Raw genomic sequence first — 26,632 nt, 5'->3', positions numbered from 1 at the left:
CCATGCCCGGACGGGTGAAGGGGGTGAGATCCTTGAACGCCTCGGATGACCACCAGGACGGACTCGAGCCCCGAGTGGGCCCCGAACCCCAAGGTGAACCGTTCTTCCACCCGTACCACCATCCCGCCGCGGGCTGGGGGGCGGCCAAGAGCGTGACCCGGGTGCTGATGCGCGAACGTGCCCTCGTGGACGGACCGCGGGCGATCATGCGCATGAACCACGAGAACGACGGCTTCGACTGCCCCGGCTGCGCCTGGCCCGACGACACCAAGGGCCTGCACCTGGACATCTGCGAGAACGGCATCAAGCACGTCACCTGGGAGATGACGCCCAAGCGGGTCGGCCGCGACTTCTTCGCCGCCCATTCGGTCACGGAGCTGTACGGCTGGAGCGACTACGCCCTGGAGGACCAGGGCCGGCTGACCGAACCGATGGTCTACGACCCGGAGTCGGACCACTATGTCCCGATCAGGTGGCACGACGCGTTCGAGCTGGTGGGCCGCACCCTGCGCGAGCTGGACAGCCCCCATCAGGCGTCGTTCTACACCTCCGGCCGCCTCGGCAACGAGGCCACCTTCCTCTACCAGTTGATGGCCCGCGAACTCGGCACGAACAACCTGCCGGACTGCTCCAACATGTGCCACGAGGCCAGCGGTCGCGCGCTGGACGCATCGCTGGGCACCGGCAAGGGGACCGTCGATCTCAAGGACTGGGAGACCACCGACGCCCTGTTCATCATGGGCGTCAACGCCGCCTCCAACGCGCCCAGGATGCTCACGGCCCTGGCCGAGGCGTACCACCGTGGCGCCCAGATCGTGCACATCAACCCATTGGTGGAGGCGGCCGCCACGCGCACCATCGTGCCGCACGACTTCACGGACATGGCCCTCTTCAAGACGACGCGGACCAGCACCCTGAACCTGCAACCGCGGATCGGCGGCGACATGGCCCTCATGCGCGGCGTCGCCAAGGCGGTCCTGGAGCAGGCCAAGACCGACCCCAAAGCGCTGGACCAGGAGTTCGTCGACCGCCACACCTCGGGCTTCGACGAGTACCGGGCCCTGTGCGAGGACACCTCCTGGGACGAGATCGAGCGCCAGTCCGGCGTCGACCGCGACGAGATCCTCAAGGCGGCGCGGGTGTACCGGGACGCCGACCGGACCATCGTCAGCTGGTGCCTGGGCGTCAGCCAGCACGAACACGGCGTCGACACCGTCCGGGAGATCATCAACCTCCTGCTGCTGCGCGGCAACCTGGGCCGCGAGGGGGCCGGACCGTCTCCCGTGCGCGGGCACAGCAACGTCCAGGGCAACCGGACCTGCGGCATCGACCACCGGCCCACCGAGGACTTCCTGGAGCGCCTCGCGGGGATCTGCAAGATCGACCCGCCGCATGTGCACGGCCTGGACACGGTCGGCACCATCGAGGCGATGCACCGCGGCGACGTGAAGGTCTTCGTCGGCATGGGCGGCAACTTCGCCCTCGCCGCGCCCGACACCCCTTACACCTACGAGGCGTTGCGCAGGTGCGACCTCACCGTCCAGGTGAGCACCAAGCTCAACCGCAGCCATCTCGTCCACGGCCGGCGTGCGCTCATCCTGCCGTGCCTGGGCCGCACCGAGAAGGACCACCAGCGCCACGGCATCCAGAGCACCTCGGTCGAGGACTCGATGAGCATGGTCCATCTGTCCCTCGGCATGAAGCGGCCCGCCTCGCGGCACCTGCTGTCAGAGCCGGCCATCATCGCCGGGATGGCCCGCGCCGCCCTGCCGGACAGCCGTACTCCCTGGGAGTGGTACATCGAGGACTACGACCGTATCCGCGACACCATGGCCCAGGTTCTGGACGGGTTCGAGGACTTCAACCGCCGGGTGCGGCTGCCGCTCGGCTTCCGGATCAAGCAGCCCGCGCGCGAACTGGTCTTCCTGACCCCGTCGGGACGCGCCGAGTTCTCCAGTGCGCCGCTGCCCGACGTGGTACCCGCCCCCGGCACCCTGGCGCTGGGCACCATGCGTTCCCACGACCAGTGGAACACCACCATCTACTCCGACAACGACCGCTACCGCGGCATCAAGAACCTGCGCACGCTCGTCTTCATGAACAAGGACGACATGCGGGAGCGCGGCATCGCGGAGTTCGATCCGGTCGACATCACCAGCACCGCCAAGGACGGCAGCCACCGTCACCTCAACGGCTTCCTCGCCATTCCCTACGACATCCCGCGGGGCTGCGCGGCGGGCTACATGCCGGAGATGAACGTGCTGCTCGCGATCTGCGACTACAGCGCCCAGAGCGACCAGCCGCTCATGAAGCACGTCAAGGTCACCATCGCCCCCGCCATCTGAGGGGGCGGCGAGGGCGGCGGGACCCGGCAGCGCCGGGTCGCCAGGCAGGGCGCCTCGGGTGGACTTCCCTGCCCACCCGGCGAGTTCAGCCGCCGGTCGTGGTGGGAAACCGGCGCCTGCCGAACACCTCACACCTGTTCGGCTGCTGCTTCCTGAAGGTCCTTGCGGCTGTGCTCCATCAACTCGCCCAGGTCGACCAGATCGGGGTCGAGCTCCTTGGCGCGCGGCGCGACCTGCCGCAGACACTCCGCCATGGCGAGCGCGAGCTCGACGGCCTTGTCCCGCTCCCCGTCGCTGAGGAGTTCCTCGATCCGGAAGGCGATGCCGGCGATGGTCTCGTCGTCGGTCTCCGGTACCAGGTAGCCCTTGAGGCCCGCCGGGTAGGGCGTCCGCTCCCGGAACTCACGCAACGCGTCGACCACGGCCGAGTTCTCGCTGAGCCGGTCGAGGAGCCCCATGAACACATACAACCGAGCCACCAGCCGGGGCAGGCCGGGAAAGCGGTCCAGCCAGACCACCAGCTCGCGCTGACCACCGAGATGCTCGGAGACCTGCGACATCGCTTCCGCGTACGTGTTGGACTGGGCCCAGTGGTAGGGCAACAGGCCCGCCACCTGCCGAGCCAGTTCCGCCTCCTGCTGCGGGGTGAGGGTGCCGGTGACGAAACCGCTGACCAGCGCGCCGTCGAGGCCGAAGCCGACCGGTGTCGAACGGTCCTTCGCGGTGCGCGACACGTCGTGACGCAGGCGCAACAGCTCGTCCTCGATCCTGCTCAGCAGTTTCTCCCGCATGCGTCCTCCCTGCCGTAGGGCCTTGCCGTTCCCGTCGGGTGCTCGTGCACGGCCGCACCTTGTGGGGCGCGGGGAGCACGGGGCAGTCGACCGAAGCCCGCAATCAACACCATGCCGCCCGACGCGGGGACACGCGCGTTCGGTGGCCCATGCGGGCGAGGGGGTGTCTGACAATTCGCGCGCCCGGCGGGAATTGTCTGACACCCCCTCGTGGGCCTCGCTCTCGCCGGGCGGTCGTCGGTGCCGAGCGCCCACGTCGGCGAGCGCCCCGTAAGGATCTTGCGGCCACCCGCTTCCACAGGCCGTTCACGTCGTTGATACGTACGGGGTGACCTGCCATTCACGCCGGAACCCTCGCCCCGTCCCCTCTGAACAGTGGAGGAACTGACGTCGTGACCGTGTCGGAGACTGCGGTGGTGCCGGTGGAGGGCGGATCGGAGGGGCGCGCGGGAACGGAGGAGCAACCCCCAGCGCGTGACGGGGCTACAGCCACCAGGGAAGCGCGCTCGGCGCACGAGGGGATTCTGCGCCGGCAGTCGGCGCGCGAATCCGCGGCGCGCACCTATGCGCGCGCCCTGCCGATCGTGCCCGTGCGGGCGCGCGGGCTCACCATCGAGGGCGCCGACGGGCGCCGCTACCTCGACTGCCTCTCGGGCGCGGGCACACTCGCCCTCGGGCACAACCACCCCGTCGTCCTGGAGGCCATCCGCAAGGTCCTCGACTCCGGGGCGCCGTTGCATGTGCTGGACCTGGCCACGCCCCTGAAGGATGCCTTCACCACCGAGCTGTTCCACACGCTCCCGCCGGCCTTCGCCGACCGCGCGCGTGTGCAGTTCTGCGGTCCGGCCGGGACGGACGCCGTGGAGGCCGCGCTCAAACTGGTGCGCATCGCCACCGGCCGGAACGGGATCCTCGCCTTCACCGGGGCCTACCACGGCATGACCGCGGGAGCGCTGGAGGCCTCCGGCGGAGCGACCGACGTCCGGGTGACGCGCCTGCCGTATCCGCAGGACTACCGTTGCCCCTTCGGAGTCGGCGGTGAGCGCGGCGCCGAACTCGCCGCCCGCTGGACCGAGTCCGTCCTCGACGACGCCAAGTCGGGCGTACCGCTGCCCGCCGGGATGATCCTCGAACCCGTCCAGGGCGAGGGCGGGGTGAATCCCGCGCCGGACACCTGGATGCGTCGTATGCGGCAGATCACCGAGACCCGGTCGATCCCGCTGATCGCGGACGAGGTGCAGACGGGTGTGGGGCGCACCGGGCGGTTCTGGGCGGTCGAGCACAGCGGGGTGGTCCCGGACGTGATGGTCCTCTCCAAGGCGATCGGGGGCAGCCTGCCGCTCGCCGTCGTCGTCTACCGCGACGACCTCGACGTGTGGCAACCCGGCGCACACGCCGGCACCTTCCGCGGCAACCAGCTTGCGATGGCCGCCGGCGCCGCGACCCTCGCCTACGTCCGGGAGAACCGCCTCGCCGAACGCGCCGCCTCGCTCGGCACCCGCATGCTCGCCCAACTCCGCGCCTTGGCCGCGGAGTTCCCCTGTATCGGAGACGTACGCGGCCGGGGGCTGATGATCGGCATCGAGCTGGTCGACCCCGACCCGGACCTCGCACCCGGACAGACGCCGCCCGACACCCCGGACGCCGCCCCCGCCCTGGCTGCCGCCGTCCGGCGGGAGTGCCTGCGGCGCGGGCTGATCGTCGAACTGGGCGGGCGGCACGCGAGCGTGGTCCGGCTGCTCCCACCCCTGACGATCAGCGACGAGCAGACGAGCGCGGTCCTGGACCGGTTCGCCGACGCGGTGGCCGCGGTCGCTCGGGAGCCCGCCCACACCGCCGGGCCCTGACCCTCCCGCCACACCCAGGGACCGGCACGAGAGTGCCTACGACTCCACGCCCCACTCCTGCCCCCGGCCCCCGCCCTCCCCCGGCACTTGCCCACGGCTCGTCGCCTCACAGGCCCGAACGACCTCCAGGAACGCCCTTGAACGTCACACCCACCTCCGACGGCCCCCCGCCACCTCCCGAGCCGCTGACCAGCCGCACCGAGCCCACGCCCAAGACCGGCCGGGGCCCGGACGCCTTCCCCCGACAGAAGCCGACGACTCCGGAAGCGGTCGCAGCAACCTCCCAGCCCGCCGCCCCGGCCCCTGTGGTCGCCGGACCTGCTTCGGCGCCTGACAGCGGTCGCGTCCCGCGGGATCCGGTGGCTTTGGAGGCGGTGGCAGGTGCCTCCGAGTCCGTCGTTCCGGCTTCTGTGGTCGCCGGAGCGGTTTCGGCGTCTGACGGTGGTGGCGTCCCGCGGAGTCCGGTGGCTTTGGAGGCGGTGGCAGGTGTCTCCCAGTCCGTCGTTCCGGCTTCTGTGGTCGCCGGAGCGGTTTCGGCGTCTGACGGTGGTGGCGTCCTGCGGGATCCGGTGGCTCCGGAAGTGGTGGCAGCAGCCTCCCAGCCCGCCGTCCCGGCCCCGGCGCCCCACAGCGGCCGCGCCTCCGTGGCCAGGGAGTGGCGTGTCGCCGCCGTCGACCCACCCGAGCATCCCGACCCCCTGAAGCTCTCCGACCCCTTGGAGCACCCCTACCCGCACGCGGCGGCCCAGGCCGCGACCGTCGAGAACCTGCTGCGCTGCTGGGTACGCGAGAGGGACCTGGCCGCTCCCACCGATGCCACCCTCCGGATCCCGCTGCCCGCCAGCGCCACCGCCCTCCTCGTTCCGGTCCGCTACTGGTCCGCGACCGGCTGGCATCGCTTCGGGCCGCCCCGCCTGGCGGACGCACCGCGGTGGGCACCGCCCGCCGACGCCGTGACCGTAGCGGCACTGCTGGCACGCGAGACGACCCCACAGCGTGCACAGCACTCCGTACGAGACACCGCCACACAGCCTGCGCAGCCCCCGGCACCCACTCACGCCGCCGACCTGGTGCGCCGGGTGGCCGACTCCGCGCACCGCACCGCGACGTTCATCGCGGAGCGCCGGGTGCGACCGGCGGACGCGGCCGACTTCTTTCTCTCCGCCGAGCAGGCGCTGCTGCTCGGACACCCGACGCACCCCACGGCCAAGAGCCGCGAGGGCCTGTCCGACGCCGAGGCCCGGCTCTACTCGCCCGAACTGCGCGGCACCTTCCCGCTGCACTGGTTCGCGGTCGCACCATCCCTTCTCGCCACCGACTCGGCCTGGACCGAAGGCGGCCGGTCCGTGGCCGCCGCCAGGCTGACCGAACGCCTCGCCGGCCCGGGTCTCCCCCTGCCCGACGGTTTCGCCGCCCTGCCGCTGCACCCCTGGCAGGCCCGCGATGTCCGGCATCGCCCCGCCGTCAGGGCCTTGCTGGACGCCGGGCTGCTCCGGGACCTCGGCCCGCACGGCGAGCCCTGGCACCCCACCTCCTCCGTCCGTACCGTCTACCGCTCGGGCGTCCCCGCGATGCTCAAGCTGTCGCTGGGTCTGCGCATCACCAACTCCCGCCGTGAGAACCTCCGCAAGGAGCTCCACCGGGGCGTCGAGGTGCACCGCCTGCTGCGCAGCGGCCTCGGCAAGCAGTGGCAGTCGGCCCACCCCGGCTTCGACATCGTCCGCGACCCCGCCTGGCTCGCCGTCGACGCCACGGACGGCACCCCCGTGACCGGCCTGGACGTGATGATCCGCCACAACCCGTTCGCCCCGGCGGACCGTGCGGCCTGCATCGCCGGACTCGTCGCACCCGGATGTCATGCCCGGACCGCCACAGAGCAGCACCCTGCTCCGTCCTCCCGGCTCGCGGCGATCACCGCGCGCCTCGCCGCGCGTACCGGACGCCCGCTCGGTGCCGTCGCCACCGAGTGGTTTCTGCGCTACCTCGTACTCGTGGTGCGCCCGGTCCTCTGGCTGGACGGCGAAGCAGGTGTCGCTCTCGAAGCGCATCAGCAGAACACCGTGCTCCTGCTGGACTCCGAGGGCTGGCCCGTGGGCGGTCGCTACCGGGACAACCAGGGCTACTACTTCCGCGAGTCCCGTCGCGCAGAACTCGAAGCCCGGCTGCCCGGCATCGGCGAGCACAGCGACACGTTCGTCTCCGACGAGGTCACCGACGAACGCTTCGCCTACTACCTCGGCATCAACAACGTGCTGGGTCTGATCGGTGCGTTCGGCTCCCAACGCCTCGTCGACGAGAGGCTGTTGCTCGCCGCCTTCCGCCGCTTCCTCGTCGGCGCGGCCACCGGCCCCGGCCGGCTGCGCTCGACCCTGCCCGCCCGCCTGCTCGACTCACCCGTCCTGCGGTGCAAGGCGAACCTGCTGACCCGGCTGCACGGCCTCGACGAACTCGTCGGCCCGGTCGACACCCAGTCCGTCTACGTCACCCTCACCAACCCCCTTCATTCCTGAGGAACATGCCCCACCCCGTCTTCTGAGAGGAGCGTCGTCGTGTCTGCCACCGACGCCAGCACCGACGCCGGTACCGCCTCCGCGCCAAGGAGGTCCCACCCCGCCACGAGCCATGCGTCCCGCACCGAAGCCGTCCCAGCCCCCAAGCCGGGCCCGGGGGCTGGTTTCAACAGCGAGGACACCCTCGACCTCCGGCTGCCACCCGGGTTCATGGCGTTGTGTGCGAAGGAGAAGACGAGCCATGGCGGCCCAGCCGCGCGCACGCCGGCCGGAGACTCGGGAGAGGCGCCCGCCGCACCTCACGCCCCCCTCGCCGCTTCGCAGGACAACGACCTCCTCGGCCCCCTCGCCGACTGGGGCCCGACGACCACCTCTGTCGGTTCCTTCCACCTTCTCCCCGTCCGTCTCGACCGTGATCTCCCCCTTCTCACCCGCTGGATGAACGACCCCACCGTCGCGGTCTTCTGGCAACTGGCCGGAGACGAAGCGGTGACCGAGCGACACCTGCGCGCCCAACTCGGCGGTGACGGACGCAGCGTGCCCTGCCTGGGCGTACTGGACGGCACGCCGATGAGCTACTGGGAGATCTACCGCGCCGACCTCGACCCCCTGGCCCGGCACTATCCCGCCCGCCCTCACGACACCGGCATCCATCTCCTGATCGGGGAGGTGGCCGCCCGAGGGCGCGGCCTCGGCTCCACCCTGCTGCGTGCCGTCGCCGATCTCCTCCTCGACCGGCGTCCCGCCTGTGCTCGTGTCGTCGCCGAACCCGACCTTCGCAACACCCCCTCCATCGCCGCCTTCCTGAGCGCCGGATTCCGGTTGTCCGCCGAGGTCGACCTGCCCGGCAAGCGGGCCGCCCTCATGGTCCGGGACCGAGTCCTGCGCGATCTGCTGTAGTCGTTCTGTCACTTTGCGTAACGCGCCTCGCTCTGTGAGAGTTCCGAGCCGAGGAGTTCTTGTGCCGAATCCACCCGCTCGTCCCGCTCGAACCATCCCGAGCACCTGTCCCACGCGACGCACCCAACCATCGCGAACCCCCGCACCACCCATGCACGCCCCGTGCGCCGCGGCCTTGATCCCCGTCTTGTCAGTGCGGGGCCGTAGGGTGGTCGGGCTATGACGAAGCCCTCACTCCCCGAACTCCTGCATGCAGCCGTCGCAGCCGTCGGCGGCACGGAGCGCCCCGGCCAGGTGACCATGGCCCAAGCCGTCGCGGAGGCCATCGACGACGGCACCCATCTGCTGGTCCAGGCCGGCACCGGTACGGGCAAGTCGCTCGGCTATCTGGTGCCCGCGCTCGCGCACGGGGAGCCTGTCGTGGTGGCGACCGCCACCCTCGCGCTGCAGCGTCAGCTCGTCGAGCGGGACCTGCCGCGCACGGTGGAGGCACTGCATCCGCTGCTGCGCCGCCGCCCGGAGTTCGCGATGCTCAAGGGTCGGTCGAACTATCTGTGCCTGCACCGACTGCACGAGGGCGTGCCCCAGGACGAGGAGGAGGGCCTCTTCGACCAGTTCGAGGCCGCCGCGCCCAGCAGCAAGCTGGGCCAGGACCTGCTGCGGCTGCGCGACTGGTCCCAGGAGACGGAGAGCGGCGACCGCGACGACCTCACCCCGGGAGTCTCCGACCGCGCCTGGGCCCAGGTGTCGGTGTCGTCCCGGGAGTGCCTCGGCGCCGCGAAGTGCGCATACGGAGCCGAGTGCTTCGCCGAGACGGCCCGTGAGCGCGCCAAGCTCGCCGAGGTGGTCGTCACGAACCATGCGCTGCTCGCGATCGACGCCATCGAGGGCGCGCCGGTCCTCCCGCAGCACGAGGTGCTGATCGTCGACGAGGCCCATGAACTGGTCTCCCGGGTCACGGGCGTCGCCACCGGCGAGCTCACCCCCGGCCAGGTCAACCGGGCGGTGCGCCGTGCCGCCAGGCTCGTCGACGAGAAGGCCGCGGACCAGCTCCAGACCGCCGCCGAGGGCTTCGAGCGACTGATGGAGCTGGCGCTCCCGGGCCGTCTGGAGGAGATCCCGGAGGACCTCGGGTACGCACTGATGGCGCTGCGCGACGCCGCCCGTACGGTGATCTCGGCGCTCGGCAACACCCGCGACCGATCCGTCCAGGACGAGGACGCCGTCCGCAAGCAGGCGCTGGCCGCCGTGGAGTCCGTGCACGACGTGGCGGAGCGGATCACCAACGGCTCCGAGTGGGACGTCGTCTGGTACGAGCGCCATGACCGCTTCGGCGCGTCCCTGCGGGTCGCCCCGCTGAAGGTGTCGGGGCTCCTCAGGGAGAAGCTCTTCGCGGACCGCTCGGTGATCCTGGCCTCCGCCACGCTGAAGCTGGGCGGCGACTTCAACGGCGTGGGCGGGACTCTGGGCCTCGCCCCCGAGGGCACGGAGGGGGAGGACCTGCCGAAGTGGAAGGGCGTCGACGTCGGCTCGCCCTTCGACTACCGGAAGCAGGGCATCCTGTATGTCGCGAAGCATCTGTCACGCCCCGCACGGGACGGCGACCGCGCCGACATGCTGGACGAGCTGACGGAGCTGGTCCAGGCGGCGGGCGGCCGCACGCTGGGCCTGTTCTCGTCGATGCGGGCCGCCCAGCTCGCCGCCGAGGAGCTGCGCACGCGCATCCCGGAGTTCCCGATCCTCCTCCAGGGCGAGGAGACGCTCGGCGAGCTGATCAAGAACTTCGCGGCCGACCCGAAGACCTCCCTGTTCGGCACGCTCTCGCTCTGGCAGGGGGTCGACGTCCCCGGACCCAGCTGTCAGCTGGTCGTCATGGACAAGATCCCCTTCCCCCGTCCCGACGACCCGCTGATGAGCGCCCGCCAGAAGTCGGTGGAGGACGACGGGGGCAACGGCTTCATGGCCGTGGCGGCGACGCACGCCGCGCTGCTGATGGCGCAGGGCGCCGGCCGCCTCGTACGGGCCACCGGGGACCGCGGGGTGGTCGCCGTGCTGGACCAGCGGCTCGCCACGGCCCGCTACGGCGGCTTTCTCAAAGCGTCACTTCCCGATTTCTGGTTCACGACGGACCGTAACCAGGTACGGAAATCGCTGGCGGCGATCGACGCGGCGGCGAAGGCACAGGACGCGTGACATCGGGCCGGTGCGGTGCGACGGGGCAGCCCGGTCCGCACCGGCCCATGTACCGGCGCGGCACACCGGGTCCCTGGACAGCACAGGGCCCCGGAACCGGCGCAGGGGTTCCGGGGCCCGGATCATGGGGGCGTCCGAAGATTCGCCCGCCGCGACGGTGTCACACGCGTCGCAGCACCGCCACCACCTTGCCGAGGATCGTCGCCTCGTCGCCCGGGATCGGCTGGTAGGCGGAGTTGTGGGGGAGGAGCCACACGTGGCCGTCCTCGCGCTTGAAACGCTTGACCGTCGCCTCGCCGTCCAGCATGGCCGCGACGATGTCGCCGTTCTCGGCGACGGGCTGGCGGCGGACCGTGACCCAGTCGCCGTCGCAGATCGCGGCCTCGATCATGGAGTCACCGACGACCTTCAGGACGAACAGCTCACCGTCGCCCACGAGCTGCCGAGGGAGCGGGAAGACATCCTCCACCGACTCCTCGGCGAGGATGGGGCCACCGGCGGCGATACGGCCGACGAGCGGGACGTAGGACGCGGCGGGCTTGCCCGCGGTGTCGGTGGGCTGCACGGAGGACGACTGGTCGGAGCCGCGCACCTCGTACGCGCGTGGGCGGTGCGGGTCGCGGCGCAGGAAGCCCTTGCGCTCCAGAGCCATCAGTTGATGCGCCACCGAGGAGGTGCTGGAGAGGCCCACGGCCTGGCCGATCTCGCGCATCGACGGCGGGTAACCGCGCCGCTGCACGGAGTCCCGGATGACCTCGATCACCCGGCGTTGCCGGTCGGTCAGCCCGGAGCTGTCGGCCCGGATGCCTGGAGGTCGGCCGGGCAGGGACCTCTTGGGTCCCTCTGGGTTCGTGGCTTCGTTCATGGCATTCATGGCGTGCACCGGCTCGAGTCGGCCCTGGGAGCGGTCCTGGCCAGTGATGGTGGCACTGTCTGCGGTGGTGGTCACGTCGGCCCCTCTCGATGGTCTCCCGTGCAGCACAACGGTAGTTGCTTTCGAAAGGTTGCGCCAAACACACGTTCGAGTGAAAAACGGCGAATTACCTGACGTGATCGGGTCTCGCGGTGTATGGCCGATGCCTCTTCCCGGGAGTCTCCCTGCTCGGGTTCGAGCCGGGAGCGCGGGAGGGCAAAAGCGCTCATTGCTGTACTCTTCACCGCCGGAGCGAAGGCCTTGTGGGCCGCCGTGGCAGGTGTCCAGTCTGCCATCCGGCACCCCGTCCGGCGTGTACCGGCCCCTCTTCTCCATGTGGCGTCCACCGTATCCGCGCATGACCTGAATCGGCGCGGTCCGGTGGCATGTGCCAATCCGCCCCTGGAGGGCGTGTCGCCGCCAAATGTGCGAGCTGATCGCTACATGTAGTGGTTGGATTGCGGCAGTGGCCCAGAAGTTGTGGTCCCCCCGGTCTCCGGGTCTCGGGCGATCGCCTATGCTTGGGGCTGCTTCGAGGGGCCCGTGAGGCCCGCGAGGTCAATGAGTCGCGCTGAAAAGGAGGGTTGGAGCCATGCACTGCCCCTTCTGCAGGCACCCCGACAGCCGCGTCGTCGACAGTCGTACGACCGATGACGGCACGTCCATCCGCCGGCGCCGCCAGTGCCCCGACTGCTCCCGTCGTTTCACGACCGTGGAGACGTGCTCGCTCATGGTGGTGAAGCGGTCCGGAGTCACCGAGCCCTTCAGCCGCACCAAGGTCATCAACGGCGTGCGCAAGGCGTGCCAGGGGCGGCCTGTCACCGAGGACGCCCTGGCCCAGCTCGGCCAGCGGGTCGAGGAGGCGGTGCGGGCCACCGGTAGCGCCGAGCTGACCACCCACGACGTGGGGCTGGCCATACTCGGACCTTTGCAGGAGCTCGACCTCGTCGCCTACCTGCGGTTCGCGAGCGTCTACCGGGCGTTCGACTCGCTGGAGGACTTCGAGGCCGCCATCACGGAACTCAGGGAGCAGCAGCGGGAGCGCCCCGCCGTGGACGACGACCACGGGAACCCTGTCGCGGAGCGCCGAGGAACCGACTGCGGGTCCGGAGGGACGGCTGACGTCCCCGTGCCCGCCATCGCCGCCGACTGACGGGAGGGCCGGTCGGTACCGGCCCCGTCGGCGGCGGACACAGACCCGTCGCGCGCGCCCGCGTACGACGCGCGTGACAAGCAGACACAACACCGTGCCCGGGAAGAAAAAGGGCACTTTAGGGCGTTTTGCCCGATACAGGGAGGCGGCATGACAGAGACGGCGAGCGGTCCGGCACGAGGTTCCCGAGCGAAGGGCGCCAAGGCCACCAAGGGACTGCGTATCGAGCGCATCCACACCACCCCCGGCGTGCACCCGTACGACGAGGTCGAGTGGGCGCGCCGTGACGTCGTCATGACCAACTGGCGCGACGGCTCGGTCAACTTCGAGCAGCGTGGCGTCGAGTTCCCCGAGTTCTGGTCGGTGAACGCGGTCAACATCGTCACCAGCAAGTACTTCCGCGGTGCCGTCGGCACCCCGCAGCGCGAGACCAGCCTCAAGCAGCTGATCGACCGCATCGTGAAGACGTACCGGAAGGCCGGTGAGGACTACAAGTACTTCGCATCGCCCGCCGACGCGGAGATCTTCGAGCACGAACTGGCATACGCCCTCCTGCACCAGATCTTCAGCTTCAACAGCCCTGTCTGGTTCAACGTCGGCACCCCGCAGCCCCAGCAGGTCTCCGCCTGCTTCATCCTGTCCGTCGACGACTCCATGGAGTCGATCCTCGACTGGTACAAGGAAGAGGGCATGATCTTCAAGGGCGGCTCCGGCGCCGGCCTGAACCTCTCCCGGATCCGTTCCTCCAAGGAACTGCTCTCCTCCGGCGGCAACGCCTCCGGCCCGGTCTCCTTCATGCGCGGCGCCGACGCCTCCGCAGGAACGATCAAGTCCGGCGGTGCCACCCGCCGCGCGGCCAAGATGGTCATCCTGGACGTCGACCACCCGGACGTCGAGGACTTCATCGAGACCAAGGTCAAGGAGGAGGAGAAGATCCGCGCCCTCCGCGACGCGGGCTTCGACATGGACCTCGGCGGAGACGACATCACCTCCGTCCAGTACCAGAACGCCAACAACTCGGTCCGCGTCAACGACACCTTCATGAAGGCCGTCGAGAGCGGCGGCAAGTTCGGCCTGCGTGCCCGTATGACCGGTGAGGTCATCGAGGAGGTCGACGCCAAGGCGCTGTTCCGCAAGATGGCCGAGGCCGCCTGGGCCTGCGCCGACCCGGGCATCCAGTACGACGACACGATCAACCACTGGCACACGTGCCCGGAGTCCGGCCGGATCAACGGCTCGAACCCGTGCAGCGAGTACATGCACCTGGACAACACGTCCTGCAATCTCGCCTCGCTGAACCTGATGAAGTTCCTTAAGGACGACGGCAAGGGCCACCAGTCCTTCGAGGTGGAGCGCTTCGCCAAGGTCGTCGAGCTGGTCATCACCGCGATGGACATCTCGATCTGCTTCGCGGACTTCCCGACCCAGAAGATCGGCGAGAACACCCGCGCCTTCCGCCAGCTCGGCATCGGCTACGCCAACCTCGGCGCCCTCCTCATGGCGACGGGCCACGCGTACGACTCCGACGGCGGCCGCGCCCTGGCCGGCGCCATCACCTCCCTGATGACCGGCACGGCGTACAAGCGCTCCGCCGAACTCGCCGCGGTCGTCGGCCCGTACGACGGCTACGCCCGCAACGAGCAGCCGCACCTGCGCGTCATGAAGCAGCACGCCGACGCCAACACCACGGCCGTCCGCATGGACGACCTGGACACCCCGGTCTGGGCCGCCGCCACGGAGGCCTGGCAGGACGTGCTCCGCCTCGGCGAGAAGAACGGCTTCCGCAACTCCCAGGCGTCCGTCCTCGCGCCGACCGGCACCATCGGTCTCGCGATGTCGTGCGACACCACCGGTGTCGAGCCGGACCTGGCGCTGGTCAAGTTCAAGAAGCTGGTCGGCGGCGGCTCGATGCAGATCGTCAACGGCACCGTGCCGCAGGCGCTCCGTCGCCTCGGCTACCAGGAGGAGCAGATCGAGGCGATCGTCGCCCACATCGCCGAGCACGGCAATGTGGTCGACGCGCCGGGCCTCAAGCACGAGCACTACGAGGTCTTCGACTGCGCCATGGGCGAGCGCGCCATCTCCCCGATGGGCCACGTCCGGATGATGGCCGCGATCCAGCCGTGGATCTCGGGCGCCATCTCCAAGACGGTCAACATGCCGGAGACGGCGACCGTCGAGGAGGTCGAGGAGATCTACTTCGAGGCCTGGAAGCTGGGCATCAAGGCGCTCGCGATCTACCGGGACAACTGCAAGGTCGGCCAGCCGCTCTCCGCCAAGAAGAAGGAGACCGCGCCGGAGAAGACCGAGGCGCCCGCCGCCGTCGAGCCCAAGGTCGAGAAGGTCATCGAGTACCGCCCGGTCCGCAAGCGCCTCCCGAAGGGTCGTCCCGGCATCACCACCTCCTTCACCGTCGGCGGTGCCGAGGGCTACATGACGGCCAACTCCTACCCGGACGACGGACTGGGCGAGGTCTTCCTGAAGATGTCCAAGCAGGGCTCGACCCTCGCGGGCATGATGGACGCCTTCTCCATCGCCGTCTCGGTGGGTCTGCAGTACGGCGTGCCGCTGGAGACGTACGTCTCGAAGTTCACGAACATGCGGTTCGAGCCGGCCGGTATGACGGACGACCCGGACGTGCGGATGGCGCAGTCGATCGTCGACTACATCTTCCGCCGCCTCGCGCTGGACTTCCTGCCCTTCGAGACGCGCTCCGCGCTCGGCATCCACTCCGCCGAGGAGCGTCAGCGCCACCTGGAGACCGGCTCCTACGAACCCTCCGAGGACGAGGTCGACGTCGAGGGCCTGGCCCAGTCGGCGCCGCGCACCCAGGAGCTGAAGGCGGTCGCGACCCCCAAGGCCGAGGCCGCGACGGCCAAGCCGGCCCCGAAGCAGGCGCACACCAGCGCCGAGCTGGTGGAGATGCAACTGGGCATCCAGGCGGACGCCCCGCTCTGCTTCTCCTGCGGCACGAAGATGCAGCGGGCGGGTTCCTGCTACATCTGCGAGGGCTGCGGCTCGACGAGCGGCTGCAGCTGATCTGAGCGCCTGAAGGGCGGCACGACCGACGGTCGTGCCGCCCTTCGGTGTCGGGGGTTGCCCTCACCCGGGGGGAGCTCCCCCCGGGAGGACGGAGACGGCTCAGGAGGTGCGGGTTCCGCCCATGACGCGGGCGAAGCCCTCCGGATCCGTGTCGTATCCCGTAAGTCCCGGGTGGAACATCCACTCGCCCGAGCCGTCGCGGACGAACTCGGCCACCGTCGCCGCCGTCGCACTGAGCACGCCCGCGAAGTCGTCCTGGGCGAGCACGGTGTACCCCTCGCGCAGCCGCACCGCCGGGTTCAGGACGTCGACGAACGTCTTGTGACCGGTGCGCTGCTGGATCACGACCCCGGCCACCACGCGCGCGTACCGGCTGTCGAGCCGGTAGAGCTCCAGCGTCATGACCTCGTCCCAGCCGAAGCCCTTGCCGTCCAGGCTGTCGCGGTTGAGATAGATCGTGCCGTCGGGGGAGCGGCTGTCGAAGTGCACCACATAGGCGGGGGCACCATACGGATCGTCCGCCAAGTAGGTTGCGGCAATGAGGTCGAGATCGGTGGGCGACTGTCCGCTCGGACTGGGGTCCCACTGCAGTGCCAACTCGACCTTGCTGATGCCCTTGTTGAGACCGGTCATCTCTCCCATCCCTCCCCGTCCATGCAGCCTCACGCGAACTCTGTTACGGCAAGGCCCAGTTGTCCATTGTGCCTCGCGCGCCGGGGCGCTCGGCGGGGTGCACTCCACCGGAGAGTGACCGGCGCCACGCGATAGGGCCTTACGATGGCGCGGTGCTGGTCAAGTGGACTCGCTGCACCGTGGTGGACCGCCGCGGTTTCGAACGGGGGCAGCGGAAGTGGGCGGGGCTTCCGGGGGAACCGGGCTTCCGGGGACAGGGCGGCGGCTTCAGCCGGGTCAGGCCCGGTGTGGCGCATGTCTTCGCGTTCTGGGAGAGCCGCGCCTTCTACGACTCGTTCATGGCGCGCTCCCACGACCGGCTGGCCGCGTCCCAGTCGGGCACGTTCAAGGACCAGCAGGTCCGGCTCTTCGACTACCGCTTCGATGTGAAGACCGGTTTCGAGCCCCGCTTCTCGGACGCCGATCTGGTGCGTGTGGCCCACTGCCGGGTCCATGAGGAGCGGGCCGAGCACTTCGCCCTGATGCAGGAGAAGGTCTGGAACCCGGCCATGGCGGGTTCGCCGGGCATGATCCGCGGACTGTTCGGCGAGGGGCCGGGGCACGAGTTCCTCGTCCTGTCGATGTGGCAGTCGGCGGCGGAGCACGGAAAGTACCGCGAGGAGCGCGTGGAGCGGCTGGCCCTGAGGGCTCAGACGGAGGCGGACGTCGCGGCGCTCACCGGCGACATCGTGGAACTGGAGCCGGGCTGGACGGTGTGATGTCCCGCCCGGGTGATCCCGGGGCCCGGACGCGCCACGGCGCCGGTGAACGTGAGATCAGGACCGAGGTGTGGCGAAGCCCCTAGTGTGACCTGTGCCGTATGGGGGCTCTTCGGGTGCCCGTTCGGCCGTCACTCGATCTAGGGTTTCGGCATGGCACGACCACGGCGCATCGTCCTTGTCCGACACGGCGAGTCGGTGGGCAATGCCGATGACTCCGTGTACGAACGCGAGCCCGACCACGCACTGCCGCTCACCGAGAGGGGATGGCGGCAGGCGGAGGAGACGGGCAAGCGGCTGCGGGAGCTCTTCGGCCAGGAGCAGGTCAGCGTGTACGTCTCCCCGTACCGCCGCACCCACGAGACGCTCCGCGCCTTCCACCTGGACCCCGATTACGTCCGCGTCCGCGAGGAGCCCCGGCTGCGCGAGCAGGACTGGGGCAACTGGCAGGACCGCGATGACGTACGGCTGCAGAAGACCTACCGGGACGCCTACGGGCACTTCTTCTACCGCTTCGCCCAGGGAGAGTCCGGGGCCGACGTCTACGACCGGGTCGGCGGCTTCCTGGAGAGCCTGTTCCGGAGCTTCGAGGCCCCCGACCACCCGCCGAACGTGCTCCTGGTGACGCACGGCCTGGCCATGCGGCTGTTCTGCATGCGCTGGTTCCACTGGACGGTCGCCGAATTCGAGTCGCTCTCCAACCCGGGGAACGGCGAGACGCGCATGCTCGTCCTCGGCGACGACGGCAGATACACGCTCGACCGGCCGTTCGACCGCTGGCGTGATCCGGACCCGTACTGGATCACGGGATAGAACTGGATCACGGGATACAGTGGCAGAGAGATGACCGCTGACTCCTCTCCCGAAGGCCGTCTGGGACGCGCCCTGGCAGCCCTGCGCGGACTGGCCGTGGGAGACGCGCTGGGCGCGCAGTTCTTCCTTCCCGCGAACTACCCCCTGCTCCAGCGCCGCGAACTGCCGCCCGGACCCTGGCCATGGACGGACGACACGGAGATGGCCGCTTCCGTGCTCGCCGTACTGGCCGGACACCGCAGGGTGGACCAGGACGCGCTGGCGCGGTCCCTCGCCGAGCACCACGGCGCCGCCCGCCGGCACGAACCGGCGATCGACCTGCTGCTGGAGCGGATCGCCGCCGGCGGCGACTGGCGGGAACTGGCCGCCTCCATGTTCAGGGGCCATGGCTCGTGGGGCAGCGGCGCCGCGGTACGGGCCGCCCCCATCGGCGCCTGGTACGCGGACGACCCCGAGCAGGCGACCCACCAGGCGGAGATCTCCGCCTATCCGACCCATCAGCACCGCGAGGCCGTGGTCGGCGCGATGGCCGTCGCCGCGGCCGCCGCCCTGGCCGCCGATCCGGCGGGACCGCCGAGCGCCGGGGCCCTGCTCGACGGGGTCGTCGCGCTCGTACCGAAGAGCGCCGTCGGCATGGGACTGCGACGCGCCCGGGACATGCTCGACTACGGCGACGCGGCGACCGTCGCGGCCGTCCTGGGCAGCGGTCGGCGTACGACGGCGCACGACACGGTGCCCTTCGCGCTCTGGTCCGCCGCGCGCGCCCTCGGTGACTATCAGCGGGGCTTCTGGACCACCGCCCAGGTGGGCGGCGACATGGACACGACCTGCGCCATCGTCGGCTCGGTGGTCGCCTCCGGGAGCGCGGACACGCTGCCGGGGGAGTGGCTGGACCGGGTGGAACCGCTGCCGGACTGGGCTCCGGCGCTCGCGTAGCCGGGTCGGACCCCTGACCGCACCCACCCCTCTCGCGGGCGGTCGGACCCGCGTACCACCGGGCGGGCTCCGGCCGCGCTCCGCTCCCGCCCCCGACGGGCCGGGGGACGGGAGCGGACGGGAGCCGTCAGCCCGCGGCGGGCCCCGCCGCGCCGGAGAGGGCCTCCAGATCGCTCCTGCGTACGCGGATCACCACAGCGGCCATGATCAGCGCCAGCAGCGCCATCCCGGCGGCCGGGAGAAACGCCGTCCCGATTCCGTGGGCGAGCACCTCGTGCCCCCAGGGAGCGGGCAGCTGGTGGGTCTTCGCGAACTGCGCCTTCTGCTCGGCCGTGCCGTTCACGAGGAACCTCGGTATCTGCTTGTCCGCCTCGTGCCGGCTGGCCGTGCCGAAGACCGTGGTCAGGATCGACAGGCCGAGGGAGCCGCCGACCTGCTGCGTGGTGTTGAGCAGACCGGAGGCCGCGCCCGCCTCGTGCGGGGCGACACCGGAGACCGCGGTGAGCGTCATGGTCACGAAGTTCAGACCCATGCCCAGGCCGAACAGCAGCATCGGGCCGAGCACCCCGGAGACGTACGAGCTGTCGGGGCTGATGAACGTCAGCCAGCCGAGCCCGGTCGCCACCAGCGCCGCCCCGGTCAGCATGAACGGCTTGGGGCCGAACATCGGCAGGAACCGCTGCGACAGACCCGCGCCGGTCACGATCGCCACGGTCACCGGGAGGAACGCCACGCCGGCCGCGATCGGCGAGTAGCCGAGCACGTTCTGCACGAACAGCACGATGTAGAAGAACATGCCGAACATCGCGGCGGCCAGGCTCAGCATGATCACGTACGTGCCCGAGCGGTTGCGGTCGGCGAACATCCTCAGCGGTGTGATCGGCTCCTTCGCCCGCGCCTCGATGAGGGCGAACGCGACCAGCAGGACCACGGCCGCCGCGAACGAGCCGATCGCGCCCCGGTCCCGCCAGCCGTCCTCGGCGGCCCGGATGAAGCCGTACACCAGGGACGCCATGCCGGTCGTCGAGGTCAGCGCGCCCGCGATGTCGAAGCGCCCCGGGTGACGCTCGGACTCGTCGATGTAGCGGGGCGCGAGCGCGGCGATCAGGACACCGATGGGCACGTTGACGAAGAGGACCCAGCGCCAGTCGAGCCACTCCGTGAGCATGCCGCCGGCCAGCAGACCGATCGCGCCGCCGCCGGCCGAGACCGCGGCGAAGACTCCGAACGCCCGGTTCCGCTCCGGGCCTTCGGGAAAGGTGGTGGTGATGAGCGCCAGCGAGGTGGGCGACGCTATCGCGCCACCCATGCCCTGCAGGGCGCGTGCGGCCAGCAACTGCCATGGCTCCTGGGCGAGTCCACCGAGCAGCGAGGCGAAGGTGAACAGCAGGATGCCCGTCATGAAGACGCGGCGACGGCCGAGGATGTCCCCGGCCCGGCCGCCGAGAAGCAGCAGGCCGCCGAAGGTCAGCGTGTACGCGCTGACCACCCATGTCAGGTCGGTCGTGCTGAACTTCAGGGCGTCTTGAATGTGCGGGAGTGCGATGTTCACAATCGTCGCGTCGAGGACCACCATGAGTTGGCAGGCCGCGATGACGGTCAGCGCGATGCCGGGACGCCCCTCCCGGCGGGCGGCTTTCGGCTTGTCGTCCTGAATCAATGGAGAGGTTGTCACTATGGATCCCCCACGAGTGCGTTAGTGAACGATGGCGTTCACTGTCGCGTCAAACGGTAGTGAGTCCCCGTCAGTGAACGCAAGCGTTCACTGAGTTCATTGCCGTGGGATGCGTCCCCGTCCCCCGCCCCTTCCCCGGAACCCCCGCTTCCCCTTGCTCAACGGAGAATCACAGATGGGTACTTCGCCCTGGACGGAAACCTCCGCCCAGCCGGTCTCCCCTCGCCGGCGCGGTGCCGTCCTCGAGCGCGCGATCCTCGACGCCGCCCTGGAACAGCTCAGCACGGTCGGCTGGAACGCTCTCACCATGGAGGGCGTCGCCGCCGGCGCGCAGACCGGGAAGGCCGCGGTCTACCGCCGCTGGCCGTCCAAGGAGGACCTCGTGGCCGACGCGCTCCAGGCCGGACTGCCGCGCTTCGACGTGGCGCCCGACCTCGGGAGCGTGCGCGAAGATCTGCTGGCGCTGTGCCGGCAGGCGCGTGACGCGCTGTACTCGCGCCCCGGGTTCGCCCTTCGCTCCGTGATTCACGAGTGCGACACAGTGCAGGCCGAGCGATTCCATGGAGTGATCTTCGACGGGGTCGTAGAGCCGATCATCAAGCTGCTGCACCAGGTCATCAACCGCGGAATCGAGCGGGGTGAGGTGCGCGCCGACGCTGCGAACGGATATGTCTTCGACGCCGTCCCCGCCATGATGATGTACCGCTCAAAGATGTGCGGAAGTGAATGGAAGGACCCGGACATCGTGGAGATGATCGATCAGCTGATGATGCCGCTGCTGCGGCCGGAGCGGGGCTGAACCGCGTTGGACGGGCACGTCCAGGCGGTCCCGTGGAGCCGTCGCGGACGCGTGCCGACGGGTGTCCCGTCGCCCGGGGAAACCTGGGTGTCGCACGGGGATCGAAGCGGCGTACGCTAAGGGCGCCATGCCGTACGAACCGCCTACTCACACCGTCGAGCGCTCCCTTCGCGCAACGACCGGAGCGAAGGTCGTCGCCGGTGTCGACGAGGTGGGGCGCGGCGCCTGGGCCGGTCCTGTCACCGTCTGCGCCGCGATCACAGGCCTGCGCCGGCCACCTCTGGGTCTCACCGACTCCAAGCTGCTCACCGTCAAACGACGCACCGAGCTCGCCCGGGAGCTGGAACGGTGGGTGACGGCCTTCGCCCTCGGCCATGCCTCCCCCGAGGAGATCGACGACCTCGGGATGACGGCAGCGCTCCGGCTCGCCGCGGTACGCGCCCTCGAGGCGCTGCCCGTGCGGCCCGACGCGGTCATCCTCGACGGAAAGCACGACTATCTCGGGGCGCCCTGGAGGGTGCGTACGGTGATCAAGGGCGACCGGTCCTGTGTGGCGGTCGCCGCGGCATCGGTGATCGCCAAGGTCCGCCGAGACAAAATGATGGCCGAACTGGGTATCGACCATGCAGACTTCGGTTTCGCGGCCAACGCCGGGTATCCCTCGCCGGTGCACAAGGCCGCGCTGGAGGAGCGGGGCCCCACCCCGTACCACCGCTTGACGTGGGCGTATCTTGATGCGCTGCCCCAGTGGCGGCATCTCAAGAAGGTCCGCAGCTGGGCGGACGGACACGTGCCGGAGATCGAAGGCCAGCTCGGCTTCGAGTTCTGACCCGTTCCGATCGCACTCATGTGCCACCCGCCGACGCGACCAGCACCGGCGTTTGATAAAAATCAGCTCATGCCTCTCATTCCCGAGGAGCCTCAGATTCACGAGAGTGCCCAGGGTCCCCGCGCCACGCCGGCCGCCGGCCGCACCGCGCCGACCCCCCGTCCTGTCCCCGGCCCCCGCCCCGCGGCCCCTGCGCGTCCCGGTCGTCCGGGGCCTGTCCGGCCGATGCCGGCACAGCGCACCACGCGCGAGCCGGCCGCGGCCAAGCCCGGGCCGTCCACTCCCGCGGCCACCCCGCAGATCCAGCTGATCCCGGCCTCGGCCGAGGGTGCGCTGGACGCTGCCGAGGAAGCCGTCGACCTGTTGCTGGAGACCGGCCGCGCCCCCGGCGACGTGCTGGTGATCACCACCGGCGAGTCGCACCCGTGGGCCGCGCACGAGATGTCGTTCGGCGAAGCCTCGTACTGGGCGCAGCACGACGCCCGTGACGACGTCTTCTACGCCGACGCCTCCGTCGCGCCCCGGGCCGCCGTTCGCCCGGTGGTCGTGGCAGTCGTCAACGGCGGCTCCGACGACGCTGTCGCCACGGCGCTTCCGCTGGCGCTCGGCCGGGCCGATGCCCTGCTGATCGTCTGCGGCGACCCGAAGCAGATCAACTCGGTGCTGGGCGTAGGCGTCTGAGCGGTCCGGTCCGGACCTCCTCGCTCGTACGCCGTGCTCCCGCACCGAGGGCCGGGAGCCGGATCGGCCCCGGACCGCGGGGAGCCGACCGGCACGGTGGCGCTTCGGCGGCACCGGTACGGCGGTTGCTTCGGCGTGCGCGGAGTCGGGGCGTGCCGTCTGCGCGCCGGGCCGGCAGGGCCGGCGCACGGGTTCGCGTGCGGACCCCGGCTGGGGTCGGTCAGACGAGGACTCCCGGTCCGAAGACCTTCGCGTTCATGCCTGGACAGGGCGTGATCTTCGGCGTGTGGATGTGTGGGGCCTGGGTGCGTCGGCGCGCGGGCGTCCCGGCCCGGGGCCGCTGCCTCCGGGCCGCTCCGCGTCCGCGCCGCTATGCGGCCGTAGGCCTGCGGGTGTCCCGTCGTTCTCCGTTCGCGCCGTTGTACGCCCGTAGGCCCGCGGGTGCCCGTCGTCCAGCTGCGAGGCGCGGTGATCTCCTGTAAGGGCGATCTCCTGCCAGGCACGGCGATCTTCTACGAGGTGCGGCGCTTTCCGCGGTCGTACGCGCCTTCTGCGGTTGTACGGCCTCGGAGGGCACGGCCCGCACGCCCTGGTCGGTGTACGCCGGCACAGTGCCCTTTCGGGGCGCCTCAGCGGGCCGCGGCCCGGCGCAGCACCTCAGAAGCGACGCCTCCCGTGCGTGGCGGCGGAGGCGTCCCGCCGGTCAGGTCGAAGGGCTCCGCCGAGGAGTCCGCGTTGGGGCGGCGCCCACCGCGACCCTCGCCGAGGACCTGCCACCCGTCATGCGTCAGCGTGATGTACGCACCGCATCGCAGCCCGTGCAAGGTGCAGGCGTCGCGCAGGCCCCACATCCACGCCCCGTCCTCCTCCGTCCAACGGCCGTCCCCCTCACGGCAGTAGAGCAGCACCGCGGTCCGCACGGGCGTACGGCGACGCAGGTCGTGCGGGATGACGCGGCGGAGTTGGGCGAGCAGCGCGTTGCGGAACACCCAGCCGTCCGCCGGTACCGGACGCCGCGTGAACGAGGCGCTCGCCCGCAGCCGGTCGTCCGGGTCGAGGACGGCCACGACGGCCGTGGAGAGCCGTGGCCGGTGAAGGTCGTGCAGTTCGCCGACGACTTCCCGGGGGTTGCGCAGCAGGGGTATCCCGGCGGCTGCCCATTCTGCGGGCTCGAGCATGCGGGCCAGGGGATTGGCGGAAGCGGCGGACAGTTCGGCGGAGGCCGACATGGATGCCGCCGAGGACGGAGCGAATCCGAAGGTCACGATCCTCCCTTCGGCTACGCGCCCAGACTGCGGGCGGGGTCGGACTCGGGGGCCCGCACCGCAGTACAGCCCTGTCGGATCACGTGCGAGCCGTGCGGGGAGCGGAACCCCAATTCTTCCCGTCGAACTGGAATGCGGCAACGAGCAATTGGGGCCACCGGCCGGTTTGTGCTGGTCTGAGACCTATCTCCCTGCCGACGGTCTGCATCAATGTCTTCCCAGGTGAGGGGCGGATCACTCCTGTCCGGCGAGAACCAGTGGTCACACCCCGGTGAGCGCGGGGGCGTGCCGTCCGTCACGCGGGGCGAAGTGGCCGATTGTCCGTGCCGTCGGGTTGCATGGGAGGTATGAACGTTCTGGAGCTGCGTGCCGAAGCCGACGCCATCCTCGCCGAGCTGGTCGGTGATCCTACGGGGTCGGCGCGGCTGCGTGAGGACCAGTGGCAGGCGGTGGCGGCCCTGGTGGTCGAGCGCCGTCGCGCACTGGTGGTGCAGCGCACCGGGTGGGGCAAGTCGGCGGTGTACTTCGTGGCCACCGCTCTGCTGCGCCGACGCGGCTCCGGCCCCACGGTGATCGTCTCGCCGCTGCTGGCGTTGATGCGCAACCAGGTCGAGTCGGCGGCACGGGCCGGCATCCATGCGCGCACCATCAACTCGGCGAATCCGGAGGAGTGGGAGACCATTCACGGGGAGGTCGAGCGCGGTGACGTCGATGTCCTCCTGGTGAGTCCTGAACGTTTGAATTCGGTTGATTTCCGTGAGCAGATGCTGCCCAAGCTCGCGGCCACGACGGGCCTGCTGGTGGTGGACGAGGCGCACTGCATCTCCGACTGGGGCCACGACTTCCGTCCTGACTACCGCCGACTGCGCACGATGCTCGCGGACCTGACCCCCGGTGTCCCGGTGCTGGCCACGACCGCGACGGCCAACGCCCGGGTCACGGCGGACGTGGCCGAGCAGCTGGGCACCAGCAGCGGCGAGGCACTGGTGCTGCGTGGCCCGCTCGAGCGGGAGAGCCTGCGGCTGGGCGTGGTGCGGCTACCGGACGCCGCGCACCGGCTGGCCTGGCTCGCCGAGCATCTGGAAGAGCTGCCGGGTTCCGGGATCATCTACACGCTCACGGTGGCGGCGGCCGAGGAGGCGACCGCGTTCCTGCGGCAGCGCGGTCTCGAGGTGGCCTCGTACACGGGCCGGACGGAGAACGCCGACCGTCAGCAGGCGGAGGACGATCTGCTGCGGAACCGGGTCAAGGCGCTGGTGGCGACCTCCGCGCTGGGCATGGGCTTCGACAAGCCCGACCTGGGCTTCGTGGTGCACTTCGGTTCGCCGTCCTCGCCCATCGCCTACTACCAGCAGGTCGGCCGCGCCGGCCGCGGTGTGGAGCACGCCGAGGTGCTGCTGCTGCCGGGCAAGGAGGACGAGGCGATCTGGCGCTACTTCGCGGAGACCGCCTTCCCGCCGGAGGACCAGGTGCGCCGGACGCTCGCGGTCCTCGCCGAGGCGGGACGCCCGGTGTCCGTGCCGGCCCTGGAGGCCTCGGTGGATCTTCGGCGCAGCCGGCTGGAGACGATGCTGAAGGTGCTGGACGTGGACGGCGCCGTACGGCGGGTGAAGGGCGGATGGATCGCCACGGGTGCCGACTGGGTGTACGACGCGGAGCGGTATGCGCGGGTGGCCCAGCAGCGTGCGGTCGAGCAGCAGGCCATGCGCTCCTACGCCGACACCATCGACTGCCGCATGGAGTTCCTGCGTCGCCAACTGGACGACGAGGAGGCCGCGCCGTGCGGCCGCTGCGACAACTGCGCGGGCGCCTGGGCCGACCCCGGCGTCTCGGCGGAGAGCCTGGCGGGGGCGACGAAGGAACTGGGCCGCCCAGGTGTGGAGATCGAGCCGCGCCGGATGTGGCCGACCGGCATGCCCGCGCTGGGCGTCGACCTCAAGGGGCGCATCGCGGCCCAGGAACAGTGCTCGCCCGGCCGGGCCCTGGGTCGGCTCTCCGACATCGGCTGGGGCAACCGGCTGCGCCCGCTTCTGTCGGAACAGGCGCAGGACGGGCCCGTCCCCGAGGACGTGCTGAAGGCCGTGGTGATGGTCCTCGCCGACTGGGCGCGCTCTCCGGGCGGCTGGATGTCGGACGGCCCTGAGGCCTCCCTCCGGCCGGTAGGGGTCGTCGCCGTACCGTCACTGGCCCGCCCTCAGCTGGTCGCGTCCCTAGCTCAGGGCGTCGCGAACATCGGGCGCCTGCCCTTCCTGGGCACCCTGGCCCACACCGAGCCGAGCGGTGCGCACGCGGCACGGCGCAGTAACTCCGCTCAGCGGCTCCGGGCACTGTCCGCCGCCTTCACCCTCCCCGGGGAGCTGGCCGACGCCCTGGCCCAGACCCCGGGCCCTGTCCTGCTCGTGGACGACTACACCGACTCCGGCTGGACCCTCGCCGTCGCCGCCCGCCTGCTGAGGCGGTCGGGGGCCGGCCAGGTCCTGCCACTGGTGCTCGCCGCGGCGGGCTGACCGTCCTGACGGCTCCATGGACTGAACCCGGTCCCGGTGCCG

The 26,632-nt window shown here is 70.6% G+C and carries 19 protein-coding genes; 14 read left to right on the top strand and 5 right to left on the bottom strand.

Annotated features, from left to right (window positions below):
* The first annotated feature begins 2 nt into the window (after window positions 1-2).
* Window positions 3-2,345 (top strand): FdhF/YdeP family oxidoreductase, encoded by a 2,343-nt coding sequence (locus tag ACFY2Z_RS05455; RefSeq protein WP_390742851.1) that lies wholly within the window; start codon window positions 3-5, stop codon window positions 2,343-2,345.
* A 128-nt stretch (window positions 2,346-2,473) separates the two neighbouring features.
* On the opposite strand, the gene ACFY2Z_RS05450 is transcribed toward ACFY2Z_RS05455, so the two are convergent.
* Window positions 2,474-3,136: a hypothetical protein gene (locus ACFY2Z_RS05450; protein WP_390742850.1), complete on the bottom strand. Its 663-nt coding sequence runs from the start codon at window positions 3,134-3,136 to the stop codon at window positions 2,474-2,476.
* Between the two features lie 392 nt (window positions 3,137-3,528).
* On the opposite strand from ACFY2Z_RS05450, the gene ACFY2Z_RS05445 reads away from it, so the two are divergent.
* The 4 genes from ACFY2Z_RS05445 to ACFY2Z_RS05430 all read left to right on the top strand — a co-directional run bounded on the left by ACFY2Z_RS05445 (window position 3,529) and on the right by ACFY2Z_RS05430 (window position 10,586).
* Window positions 3,529-4,983: a diaminobutyrate--2-oxoglutarate transaminase family protein gene (locus tag ACFY2Z_RS05445; RefSeq protein WP_390742849.1), complete on the top strand. Its 1,455-nt coding sequence runs from the start codon at window positions 3,529-3,531 to the stop codon at window positions 4,981-4,983.
* A gap of 584 nt (window positions 4,984-5,567) precedes the next feature.
* On the top strand, window positions 5,568-7,493 hold the full coding sequence (locus ACFY2Z_RS05440; protein WP_390742848.1) for an IucA/IucC family protein: 1,926 nt from the start codon (window positions 5,568-5,570) through the stop codon (window positions 7,491-7,493).
* 39 nt (window positions 7,494-7,532) lie between these two features.
* A complete protein-coding gene (locus ACFY2Z_RS05435) occupies window positions 7,533-8,393 on the top strand; it encodes a GNAT family N-acetyltransferase (protein ID WP_390742847.1) in 861 nt (286 codons plus the stop codon).
* Between the two features lie 219 nt (window positions 8,394-8,612).
* Window positions 8,613-10,586: an ATP-dependent DNA helicase gene (locus ACFY2Z_RS05430; RefSeq protein ID WP_390742846.1), complete on the top strand. Its 1,974-nt coding sequence runs from the start codon at window positions 8,613-8,615 to the stop codon at window positions 10,584-10,586.
* Window positions 10,587-10,746: 160 nt separating this feature from the next.
* Here ACFY2Z_RS05430 and lexA read toward each other — a convergent pair whose 3' ends face one another.
* Window positions 10,747-11,535, bottom strand: coding sequence for a transcriptional repressor LexA (lexA, locus tag ACFY2Z_RS05425; protein WP_311691791.1), 789 nt, complete (start codon window positions 11,533-11,535; stop codon window positions 10,747-10,749).
* A 556-nt stretch (window positions 11,536-12,091) separates the two neighbouring features.
* On the opposite strand from lexA, the gene nrdR reads away from it, so the two are divergent.
* Window positions 12,092-12,652: a transcriptional regulator NrdR gene (gene nrdR / locus ACFY2Z_RS05420; RefSeq protein ID WP_390742845.1), complete on the top strand. Its 561-nt coding sequence runs from the start codon at window positions 12,092-12,094 to the stop codon at window positions 12,650-12,652.
* A 150-nt stretch (window positions 12,653-12,802) separates the two neighbouring features.
* Entirely contained in the window at window positions 12,803-15,691 is a 2,889-nt protein-coding gene (locus tag ACFY2Z_RS05415) for a vitamin B12-dependent ribonucleotide reductase (RefSeq protein ID WP_390742844.1), read from the top strand.
* A gap of 102 nt (window positions 15,692-15,793) precedes the next feature.
* On the opposite strand, the gene ACFY2Z_RS05410 is transcribed toward ACFY2Z_RS05415, so the two are convergent.
* Window positions 15,794-16,327 (bottom strand): TerD family protein, encoded by a 534-nt coding sequence (locus ACFY2Z_RS05410; RefSeq protein ID WP_390742843.1) that lies wholly within the window; start codon window positions 16,325-16,327, stop codon window positions 15,794-15,796.
* 152 nt (window positions 16,328-16,479) lie between these two features.
* Between ACFY2Z_RS05410 and ACFY2Z_RS05405 the strand changes: the two genes are divergently transcribed.
* From ACFY2Z_RS05405 to ACFY2Z_RS05395, 3 genes are all read left to right on the top strand, one after another.
* Window positions 16,480-17,085, top strand: a complete 606-nt coding sequence (locus tag ACFY2Z_RS05405) for a YdbC family protein (protein WP_390742842.1) — start codon at window positions 16,480-16,482, stop codon at window positions 17,083-17,085.
* Between the two features lie 153 nt (window positions 17,086-17,238).
* Window positions 17,239-17,898 carry a histidine phosphatase family protein gene (locus ACFY2Z_RS05400; protein WP_390742841.1) on the top strand — a complete coding sequence of 220 codons (660 nt, stop codon included), beginning with the start codon at window positions 17,239-17,241 and terminating at the stop codon, window positions 17,896-17,898.
* A gap of 30 nt (window positions 17,899-17,928) precedes the next feature.
* A complete protein-coding gene (locus ACFY2Z_RS05395) occupies window positions 17,929-18,834 on the top strand; it encodes an ADP-ribosylglycohydrolase family protein (protein ID WP_390742840.1) in 906 nt (301 codons plus the stop codon).
* A 127-nt stretch (window positions 18,835-18,961) separates the two neighbouring features.
* Here ACFY2Z_RS05395 and ACFY2Z_RS05390 read toward each other — a convergent pair whose 3' ends face one another.
* A complete protein-coding gene (locus tag ACFY2Z_RS05390) occupies window positions 18,962-20,509 on the bottom strand; it encodes an MFS transporter (protein ID WP_390742839.1) in 1,548 nt (515 codons plus the stop codon).
* 175 nt (window positions 20,510-20,684) lie between these two features.
* On the opposite strand from ACFY2Z_RS05390, the gene ACFY2Z_RS05385 reads away from it, so the two are divergent.
* The 3 genes from ACFY2Z_RS05385 (at window position 20,685) to ACFY2Z_RS05375 (ending at window position 22,818) form a co-directional block, all read left to right on the top strand.
* Window positions 20,685-21,308, top strand: coding sequence for a TetR/AcrR family transcriptional regulator (locus ACFY2Z_RS05385; protein ID WP_390742838.1), 624 nt, complete (start codon window positions 20,685-20,687; stop codon window positions 21,306-21,308).
* Between the two features lie 127 nt (window positions 21,309-21,435).
* The gene (locus tag ACFY2Z_RS05380) at window positions 21,436-22,137 is read left to right on the top strand and encodes a ribonuclease HII (RefSeq protein ID WP_390742837.1); all 702 of its coding nucleotides are present in this window, start codon (window positions 21,436-21,438) and stop codon (window positions 22,135-22,137) included.
* Between the two features lie 69 nt (window positions 22,138-22,206).
* Window positions 22,207-22,818 (top strand): hypothetical protein, encoded by a 612-nt coding sequence (locus ACFY2Z_RS05375; RefSeq protein ID WP_390742836.1) that lies wholly within the window; start codon window positions 22,207-22,209, stop codon window positions 22,816-22,818.
* Between the two features lie 629 nt (window positions 22,819-23,447).
* Here ACFY2Z_RS05375 and ACFY2Z_RS05370 read toward each other — a convergent pair.
* On the bottom strand, window positions 23,448-24,083 hold the full coding sequence (locus ACFY2Z_RS05370) for a hypothetical protein (protein WP_390742835.1): 636 nt from the start codon (window positions 24,081-24,083) through the stop codon (window positions 23,448-23,450).
* Between the two features lie 347 nt (window positions 24,084-24,430).
* Between ACFY2Z_RS05370 and ACFY2Z_RS05365 the strand changes: the two genes are divergently transcribed.
* On the top strand, window positions 24,431-26,590 hold the full coding sequence (locus ACFY2Z_RS05365; protein ID WP_390742834.1) for a RecQ family ATP-dependent DNA helicase: 2,160 nt from the start codon (window positions 24,431-24,433) through the stop codon (window positions 26,588-26,590).
* Window positions 26,591-26,632: the final 42 nt, after the last annotated feature.

The organism is Streptomyces sp. NPDC001222 (assembly GCF_042896945.1).
Lineage (GTDB): Bacteria > Actinomycetota > Actinomycetes > Streptomycetales > Streptomycetaceae > Streptomyces > Streptomyces gibsoniae.
The sequence above is the reverse complement of the archived record's forward strand: the minus strand, read 5'-3'. Positions and strand labels throughout refer to the sequence as shown.

What these genes read in the sequence shown, in the direction of transcription:
- ACFY2Z_RS05395 (WP_390742840.1), top strand. Translation starts at nt 17,929, where the DNA reads ATGACCGCTGACTCCTCTCCCGAAGGCCGTCTGGGACGCGCCCTGGCA.
- ACFY2Z_RS05365 (WP_390742834.1), top strand. Translation starts at nt 24,431, where the DNA reads ATGAACGTTCTGGAGCTGCGTGCCGAAGCCGACGCCATCCTCGCCGAG.
- ACFY2Z_RS05415 (WP_390742844.1), top strand. Translation starts at nt 12,803, where the DNA reads ATGACAGAGACGGCGAGCGGTCCGGCACGAGGTTCCCGAGCGAAGGGC.
- ACFY2Z_RS05430 (WP_390742846.1), top strand. Translation starts at nt 8,613, where the DNA reads ATGACGAAGCCCTCACTCCCCGAACTCCTGCATGCAGCCGTCGCAGCC.
- ACFY2Z_RS05375 (WP_390742836.1), top strand. Translation starts at nt 22,207, where the DNA reads ATGCCTCTCATTCCCGAGGAGCCTCAGATTCACGAGAGTGCCCAGGGT.
- ACFY2Z_RS05455 (WP_390742851.1), top strand. Translation starts at nt 3, where the DNA reads ATGCCCGGACGGGTGAAGGGGGTGAGATCCTTGAACGCCTCGGATGAC.
- ACFY2Z_RS05450 (WP_390742850.1), bottom strand. Translation starts at nt 3,136, where the DNA reads ATGCGGGAGAAACTGCTGAGCAGGATCGAGGACGAGCTGTTGCGCCTG.
- nrdR (WP_390742845.1), top strand. Translation starts at nt 12,092, where the DNA reads ATGCACTGCCCCTTCTGCAGGCACCCCGACAGCCGCGTCGTCGACAGT.
- ACFY2Z_RS05400 (WP_390742841.1), top strand. Translation starts at nt 17,239, where the DNA reads ATGGCACGACCACGGCGCATCGTCCTTGTCCGACACGGCGAGTCGGTG.
- ACFY2Z_RS05385 (WP_390742838.1), top strand. Translation starts at nt 20,685, where the DNA reads ATGGGTACTTCGCCCTGGACGGAAACCTCCGCCCAGCCGGTCTCCCCT.
- ACFY2Z_RS05410 (WP_390742843.1), bottom strand. Translation starts at nt 16,327, where the DNA reads ATGACCGGTCTCAACAAGGGCATCAGCAAGGTCGAGTTGGCACTGCAG.
- ACFY2Z_RS05380 (WP_390742837.1), top strand. Translation starts at nt 21,436, where the DNA reads ATGCCGTACGAACCGCCTACTCACACCGTCGAGCGCTCCCTTCGCGCA.